The sequence below is a fragment of the Caenispirillum bisanense genome, assembly GCF_039523075.1.
In the GTDB taxonomy this organism is placed as follows: domain Bacteria; phylum Pseudomonadota; class Alphaproteobacteria; order Rhodospirillales; family Rhodospirillaceae; genus Caenispirillum; species Caenispirillum bisanense.
Genome location: NZ_BAAAEP010000033.1, coordinates 46,124 through 52,583, shown reverse-complemented (window position 1 = coordinate 52,583; position 6,460 = coordinate 46,124). Strand labels below are relative to the sequence as shown.

General features: G+C 70.8%; 9 protein-coding genes. 4 read left to right on the top strand and 5 right to left on the bottom strand.

Annotated elements, in window-relative coordinates; all coding sequences use genetic code 11:
* Window positions 1-262 precede the first annotated feature (262 nt).
* From ABD056_RS14960 to ABD056_RS14950, 3 genes are all read right to left on the bottom strand, one after another.
* Window positions 263-763 carry a hypothetical protein gene (locus ABD056_RS14960; RefSeq protein WP_343867873.1) on the bottom strand — a complete coding sequence of 167 codons (501 nt, stop codon included), beginning with the start codon at window positions 761-763 and terminating at the stop codon, window positions 263-265.
* A gap of 233 nt (window positions 764-996) precedes the next feature.
* Complete coding sequence (locus tag ABD056_RS14955; protein ID WP_343867871.1) at window positions 997-1,164, bottom strand: DUF1328 domain-containing protein; 168 nt, start codon at window positions 1,162-1,164, stop codon at window positions 997-999.
* Between the two features lie 89 nt (window positions 1,165-1,253).
* Window positions 1,254-1,577, bottom strand: coding sequence for a hypothetical protein (locus ABD056_RS14950; RefSeq protein WP_343867869.1), 324 nt, complete (start codon window positions 1,575-1,577; stop codon window positions 1,254-1,256).
* A 188-nt stretch (window positions 1,578-1,765) separates the two neighbouring features.
* Between ABD056_RS14950 and ABD056_RS14945 the strand changes: the two genes are divergently transcribed.
* From ABD056_RS14945 to ABD056_RS14930, 4 genes are read left to right on the top strand one after another with little or no spacing between them, the layout of a single operon-like run.
* Entirely contained in the window at window positions 1,766-2,521 is a 756-nt protein-coding gene (locus ABD056_RS14945) for a glucose 1-dehydrogenase (protein WP_343867867.1), read from the top strand.
* 14 nt (window positions 2,522-2,535) lie between these two features.
* Window positions 2,536-3,738, top strand: a complete 1,203-nt coding sequence (locus tag ABD056_RS14940) for an acyl-CoA dehydrogenase family protein (protein WP_343867865.1) — start codon at window positions 2,536-2,538, stop codon at window positions 3,736-3,738.
* The gene (locus ABD056_RS14935; RefSeq protein WP_343867863.1) at window positions 3,738-4,751 is read left to right on the top strand and encodes a phosphotransferase family protein; all 1,014 of its coding nucleotides are present in this window, start codon (window positions 3,738-3,740) and stop codon (window positions 4,749-4,751) included. Before ABD056_RS14940 ends, ABD056_RS14935 begins: the two co-directional genes overlap by 1 nt.
* Window positions 4,751-5,122, top strand: a complete 372-nt coding sequence (locus tag ABD056_RS14930) for a DUF6285 domain-containing protein (RefSeq protein ID WP_343867861.1) — start codon at window positions 4,751-4,753, stop codon at window positions 5,120-5,122. Before ABD056_RS14935 ends, ABD056_RS14930 begins: the two co-directional genes overlap by 1 nt.
* On the opposite strand, the gene ABD056_RS14925 is transcribed toward ABD056_RS14930, so the two are convergent.
* Complete coding sequence (locus ABD056_RS14925) at window positions 5,106-5,714, bottom strand: DUF2889 domain-containing protein (RefSeq protein WP_343867859.1); 609 nt, start codon at window positions 5,712-5,714, stop codon at window positions 5,106-5,108. The genes ABD056_RS14930 and ABD056_RS14925 overlap by 17 nt on opposite strands.
* Window positions 5,715-5,947: 233 nt before the next feature.
* Window positions 5,948-6,400: a CBS domain-containing protein gene (locus tag ABD056_RS14920; RefSeq protein ID WP_343867857.1), complete on the bottom strand. Its 453-nt coding sequence runs from the start codon at window positions 6,398-6,400 to the stop codon at window positions 5,948-5,950.
* Between the last annotated feature and the right edge of the window lie 60 nt (window positions 6,401-6,460).

Below are 6,460 nucleotides of genomic sequence, written 5' to 3'. Positions count from 1 at the left end.
GCCAGCGCCGCCGCCGGCAGCGTCAGGCCGGCAAGCCCGCTCGCCAGGGCCGCGGCGCCGCACAGCCCGGCCGCCGCCGCCGGGGCGGTGAAGCCGCGGGCCCGCAGGTCAAGCCCCGCTGCCGTCCTGTCGCCCTGGTCCATGGTCGCACCCCCTCCGCCCCGTGAACCCGGAGCCCCGGACACAAGGTGACGCCAGCCGCGCCCGAGGGCAAGACCTTAGTCGAAGTACGGTCGGATGCAGGATTATTCGGAAGTGCCTGTTACTGCGCAGTACTGCGCAGGGACTCGGCGGCGCCGCCGGCGGTGAGGCTTTCCAGGATGCGGATCTTCTCCAGGTCTTCGCACAGAACGGCGATGGCCCGTTCCAGCACCTGGGTGGTGGCGATGCAGGGGATGGTGTCCACGTGCTGGCGGAACTGGTGCAGGATATGCTCGTCCTGTTCCCGCAGCGCCGTCACCAGGGCGCACAGTTCGGCGGGCGACAGGCCCTCGTCGTGATCCTCGCCGCCCAGCACCACGCGCCCGGCCGCGGCCGGCGCCGTCTCGGCCGGCGGGTCGTCCTGCGCCGCCTCGGCGGCGGCATCGCGGCCGAGCACCGCAGCGATGTCGCAAAGGATGGTCGCCCGCGCCGACGCGATGTGGGAAAACTGCAGCCGCAGGCCGGGATCGCCCACGCTGCGCGCCGCTGCCACATAGTGACGCCGGCCCTGCTGGCAGGCATCGAGTAGGGGATTGAGGCAATCCATGGCGAGCGCGGTCATCAAGGTCCGATCCGTGGGGAGCTACCAGGACTGTTGAACAATCCCATGCGCGGAATGTTCCAGCCGGTCAGCGGCCGAGGGCCTTCATGTAGGGCCGCGGGCAACCGCTGCACATCTATCCCCGATCATCATCCTTACGTATAGGGTGGCCGCCGCGTGCCGTCGCCGGTGAGGCGGGGCAGGCGGCGGCCGGAACCGCGTGTGGTGGGTGGGCCCGGCGCTGCGCCGGTCGGTCAGCGTCGTCCGCGGACCACGTGGGCGATGAGGGAAACCACCAGCAGGGCCAGGAAGATGAAGAACAGGATCTGGGCAATGCTGGCGGACGCCGAGGCGATACCGCCGAAACCGAAGACGGCGGCGACAATGGCGACAACGAAGAATACAAGAGCCCAGTAAAGCATGATGACCTCCGGGGGGTCGTTGACGTCTGGTTTTGAGACAACAACGTGAAAGGACTGACAGCCGTTGCGTGCGACGGCGGCCGGCGTCGTTACCCGCGGTCCATGGCCTTGCCCATGATCAGGCCGACCACGAAGGCGATCAGAACGCTGGCCAGCGGCCGCTGTTCGATGTGCGCCTGGGCGGCGGCAAGGTGTTCCTGGGCGCGGCGCTGGACGTCGTCGGCGGTGTGGCGGGCCATGTCGGCGGTGGCCTGACCGCGCGCGGTGGCGATGTCGCGCAGGCTTTCGGCCAGGGCGCTGAAGTCACGGCGCAGGGCATCCATGTCGCTGCGCAGCCGGTTCAGGTCTTCATCCGCCTTGGCGCGGGCGGCGCCTTCCTTCAGGTCGTTGGCGGCTTGGGAGACGTCGGCCATGGGGTCCTCCTTACGGGTTGTGCGGCTGGCGGGTTCCTCGCCTGTGCCGCTCCTAACGCGGGAACCGGTGCGGCGGCTGCAATTGGCCCTGCCGGGCGCGGCCCTTGACGGCGGCGGCGCCCGTCCCGAACACTGGTCGGCAAGCAAGAACGAACGACACCGCGACGAACCCCGGGAGGCACGTCGACATGCAACTGCGACTGGACGGCAAGGTGGCGCTGGTCACCGGCGCCTCCGGCGGCCTCGGCCGCCATTTTGCCCAGGTTCTCACGGCGGCCGGTGCCACGGTGGTGCTGGCGGCGCGGCGGGTGGAGAAGCTGCGCGATGCCGCCGCCGCCCTCGGCCCGCGCGCCCATGCGGTGGCGCTGGACGTCGCCGACGCGGCCTCGGTGGCCGACGCCTTCGCCGCCGCCGAGGCGGCTGCCGGCGGGCCGGTGACGGTGGTCATCAACAATGCCGGCATCGCCGACACCTGCGCCGCCCTCGACGTGACGCCCGAGGACTGGGACCGCGTTCTCGACACCAACCTGACCGGCGCCTTCCTGGTCGCCCAGGCCGCCGCCCGCCGCCTGCGCGAGACGGGCAGCCCCGGCAGCATCGTCAACATCGCTTCCATCGCCGGGCTGCGTCCGGCCGGGGCGGTGGCGGCCTATTGCGCCAGCAAGGCCGGGCTCGTCCATCTGACCAAGGCGCTGGCGCTGGAATGGGCGCGCCACGGCATCCGCGTCAACGCCCTGTGCCCCGGCTACATCGAGACCGACATCAACGCCGACTTCTTCGCCACCGACGCCGGGCAGGCGCTGATCCGGCGCATCCCGCAGCGCCGCCTGGGCCGGCCGGAGGAGCTGGACGCGCCGCTGCTGCTGCTCGCCTCCGATGCCTCGCCTTACCTCACCGGGGCCGTGCTCGCCGTCGACGGCGGCCACCTGGTCAGCTCCCTCTGAAGGATAATCGCCCGATGGATTTCGCCCTGTCGCCCGAGATCGACGCCCTTCGCCTGCGCATCCGCGCCTTCGTCGCCGATCACATCCTGCCGGTGGAAGCCGACCGCAGCGCCTATGACGAGCACGACAACATCACCGAGGAACGGCTGCAGGCCCTGCGCGCCAAGGCCCGCGCCGCCGGCCTGTGGGCCCTGCAGATGCCGAAGGAGCGCGGCGGCCTGGGCCTGCCGGTGGTCGGCATGGCGGCGTGCTACGAGGAAATGAACCGCTCCATCTTCGGGCCGGTGGTGTTCAACTCCGCCGCCCCCGACGACGGCAACATGATCCTGCTGAACAAGGTGGGGACGGAGGCGCAGAAGGACCGCTGGCTGCAGCCCATCGTCGACGGCAAGGTCCGCTCCGCCTTCGTCATGACCGAGCCGGCGCCCGGCTCCGGCTCCGACCCCGCCGGCATGATGGCGACGCGGGCGGAGAAGAAGGGCGACCGCTGGGTCGTCCACGGCCGCAAGTGGTTCATCACCGGCGCCGGGGTGGCGGAACACTTCATCCTCATCGCCCGCACCTCCGACGACCCGCGCAAGGGGCTGACGGCGTTCCTCTACCACCGCGACCAGCCCGGCTGGCGCATCGAGCGGCGCATCCCGATCATGGGGCCGGAGGAACACGGCGGCCATTGCGAACTGGTGTTCGACGGCCTGGAGATCCCGGAAGAGAACGTGCTGATGGGCGTCGGCGACGGCCTGAAGGCGACGCAGATCCGCCTCGGCACCGCCCGCCTGACCCACTGCATGCGCTGGACCGGCCTCGCCAAGCGGTCGCTGGAAATCGCCCAGGACTACATCGGCGGCCGCATGGCCTTCGGCGCGACGCTCGCCGAGCACGAAAGCGTGCAGACCCTGATGGGCGACGCTGCCCTGCAGATCGAGATCGGCCGCCTGCTCACCATGAAGGCGGCCTGGAAGCTCGACCAGGGCGACTTCGCCCGCAAGGAGGTGAGCATGGCCAAGGTGGTGGTGGCCGATGCCCTGCAGCAGGCGGTGGACACGGCGATCCAGCTCAACGGCGCCCGCGGCTACAGCAAGGATACGCCGCTGGAATGGATCTACCGCTACGCCCGTCAGGCCCGGCTGGTGGACGGCGCCAGCGAGGTTCACAAGATGGTGCTGTCCCGCGCCCTCGCTGCCGAGGGGCAGGATTTCTGGTCCTGGGGCGCCTGATGGAGACCCGCAAGGAGGCCCTGGAAGCCTGGCTCGCCGCCCGCATGGGGGCGGAGCGGGTGACGCTGACCGCCCTGCGCAAGCTGTCCGGCGGCGCCATCCAGGAAAACTGGGCGGTGGATGCCGACGTAACCGGCGGCGCCTGCGCCGGTGGCTTGGCGCTGGTGGTGCGCACCGATGCCCCCTCCGGGGTCGCTGTCAGCCACGGCCGGGCGCAGGAGTTCGCCCTGTTCAAAGCCGCCTTCGAGGCCGGCGTGACGGTGCCGGAACCGCTGTGGCTGGAGGCGGAGGGGGCGGTGCTCGGCAAGCCGTTCTTCGTCATGCGCCGCATCGCCGGCGTCGCCGCCGGCCACAAGGTGGTGAAGGACGACGGCCTGGGCGGCGGCCGGGCGGCACTGGCGGCAGCGCTGGGGCGGGAACTGGCGCGCATCCATTCCATCACCCCGCCGCGCGACGACCTCGGCTTCCTCTCCATGCCGCAGGGCGCGCCGGCGCTGGCCTGGGTGGCGGAGTTCCGACGCTGGCTCGACGGTCACCGCGCCGCCCATCCGGCGCTGGAATGGGGCCTGCGGTGGCTGGAGCGCCACGCCCCGCCGCGCGGGCAGATCGTGCTGTGCCACAACGATTTCCGCACTGGCAACCTGATGGTCGACCGCACCGGCGTCACCGGCGTGCTCGACTGGGAGTTCGCCGCCTGGGGCGATCCACTGGCCGATGTTGGCTGGTTCTGCGCCCCTTGCTGGCGCTTCGGGCAACGGCAGAACGAGGCCGGCGGCATCGGCCCGCGCGAGGCTTTCTATGACGGCTACGAGCGGGAGTCGGGGCGGGCGCTCGACCGCGGGCAGGTGGCCTATTGGGAGGTCATGGCGACCATGCGCTGGGCCATCATCGCCCTGCAACAGGCGGAACGCCACGTCTCCGGCGGCGAAACCAACCTGGAGCTGGCCTTGACCGCCCATGTGGTGCCGGAACTGGAACTGGATATCCTCGACATGACGCGGGAGGGCCTGTGATGCGCGACGAACCCACCGCCGCCGACCTGCTGGAAACCGCCCTGGCGGTGCTGAAGGACCGCCTGCTGCCGCACCTGCCGGCGGACAGCCGCTACGACGCCCTGATGGTCGCCAATGCCGTCGGCATCGCCGCCCGTCAGGTGCGGGCGGGAACGCACCCGGAGGACGAGGCCCACGCCCGCCTGTCGGCCCTCTACAGCGACAAGCGGGAGCCGCTGGCGGCGCTGGAAGCCGCCCTGGCCGCCGACCTGCGGGCCGGCCGCTTCGACCCCGGCCGCGCCGAGCGGGCGGCGGTGTTCGATCACCTTTGGCAAACCACCTGCGCCAAGCTGCAGGAAAGCAACCCGAAGGCCCTCAGCGGTCGCCGCTGACCGGCTCCGTCTCCGCCGTGTCGGCGTCGGTCTCGGGGCCGGTGTACCACTGCGGCCACTGGCGCTTGACCACCGGGCTGTCGCTGGCGAGGGCGTGACAGGTATCCAGGATGCGCGGCCGGCCGCCGGGGCCGGCGCTGTCGCCGGCGCGGCCCTGACGCTCGCGCTCGGCGTAGAGGGTCTGGAAGGCGGTGGTGGCCATGGGGCCGAGCAGCAGCTCCACCAGATGGGTGCAGCCATGGGCGCCGCCCAGCCGCTCCCGCACCTGCTTGCGGAAGCCGGGGCCGATGCGCAGGCCCGCCAGGGTGTCGAAGGCCGGGTTGATGTCCTTGCAGATGGTGAAGGGGCCGTGGTCGGTGACCGCCTCGGCGGCATGGATCAGCATGTCGCCGTCGATGGTCAGCCGCAGCCACATGCCATGCAGCGGCTCGCCGGCCTCGATGCGGCCGCGGTCGGTGTTGGGGAAGCCGTAGGTCTTGGTGTCGACCAGATGCCCCTCGATGTCGAACAGGCCGTCGGCCCGCCGGTAACCGTCGACGGTGACGGTGCGGGTGTGCTGCTTCTCGCGGTCGACGGGCGGGCTCAGGGGCATGACGGACTCCGGCGGACAGGATGGCCCGGCGACGGCGGCGCATCGCGGGGCGGTCCCCTGATTGTGGGGTGCCCTTCCGTTTACGTCAACGTCAGGTCCGTGGCGCAAGGGGCAGCCGCCAAAAGGAAACGGCCCGCTGCACCGGGGCAGGCGGGCCGTCAGGGATCGGGGCGTGGCCGCAGGGCCGCACCGTAAGGTTCATGAATGATACATTACAGCGGCGAACTGTTCCGTCAGCTCGCCGTCGCGCCGTAATGTTCCCCGAAGATGTAGGCGTCGCGGTTGGCCAGGTCCGCCTCCAGCTCCTTCTGCACCACGGCATAAAGGTCGCGGATGGAGACCATGCCCACCGGCCGGCCGTTCTCCACCACCGGCAGGTGGCGGTAGTTGTGCTCCCGCATCATGCGCAGGGCACTGGCGGCCATGTCGCCGGGCGACAGGGTATCGGGGTCGGGGGTCATCACCTCGCTGACCAGGGTGATGTCAGGGTTGCGGCCCTGGGCGACGACGCGGGCGGCGATGTCGCGCTCGGTCATGATGCCGGACAGCCGCTCGCCGTCGACGATCATCACGGCAGCGATGTTGTTCTCCCGCATCAGACGGGCGGCATCGCGCACCGTCATGTCGGGGGTAACCAGGGTGAGATCCTGGGTGGGCGGAATGATGTCGGGTACGATCCTCGCCATGGAGCACTCCCGTTCAGCCTGGAGGAGGGTGGTTCACGGGTGACGCATTGGAGATGCGTT

Excerpts from the sequence above, each read along its gene's own strand:
- ABD056_RS14960 (WP_343867873.1), bottom strand. The coding sequence starts at position 763 with ATGACCGCGCTCGCCATGGATTGCCTCAATCCCCTACTCGATGCCTGC.
- ABD056_RS14955 (WP_343867871.1), bottom strand. The coding sequence starts at position 1,164 with ATGCTTTACTGGGCTCTTGTATTCTTCGTTGTCGCCATTGTCGCCGCC.
- ABD056_RS14950 (WP_343867869.1), bottom strand. The coding sequence starts at position 1,577 with ATGGCCGACGTCTCCCAAGCCGCCAACGACCTGAAGGAAGGCGCCGCC.
- ABD056_RS14945 (WP_343867867.1), top strand. The coding sequence starts at position 1,766 with ATGCAACTGCGACTGGACGGCAAGGTGGCGCTGGTCACCGGCGCCTCC.
- ABD056_RS14940 (WP_343867865.1), top strand. The coding sequence starts at position 2,536 with ATGGATTTCGCCCTGTCGCCCGAGATCGACGCCCTTCGCCTGCGCATC.
- ABD056_RS14935 (WP_343867863.1), top strand. The coding sequence starts at position 3,738 with ATGGAGACCCGCAAGGAGGCCCTGGAAGCCTGGCTCGCCGCCCGCATG.
- ABD056_RS14930 (WP_343867861.1), top strand. The coding sequence starts at position 4,751 with ATGCGCGACGAACCCACCGCCGCCGACCTGCTGGAAACCGCCCTGGCG.
- ABD056_RS14925 (WP_343867859.1), bottom strand. The coding sequence starts at position 5,714 with ATGCCCCTGAGCCCGCCCGTCGACCGCGAGAAGCAGCACACCCGCACC.
- ABD056_RS14920 (WP_343867857.1), bottom strand. The coding sequence starts at position 6,400 with ATGGCGAGGATCGTACCCGACATCATTCCGCCCACCCAGGATCTCACC.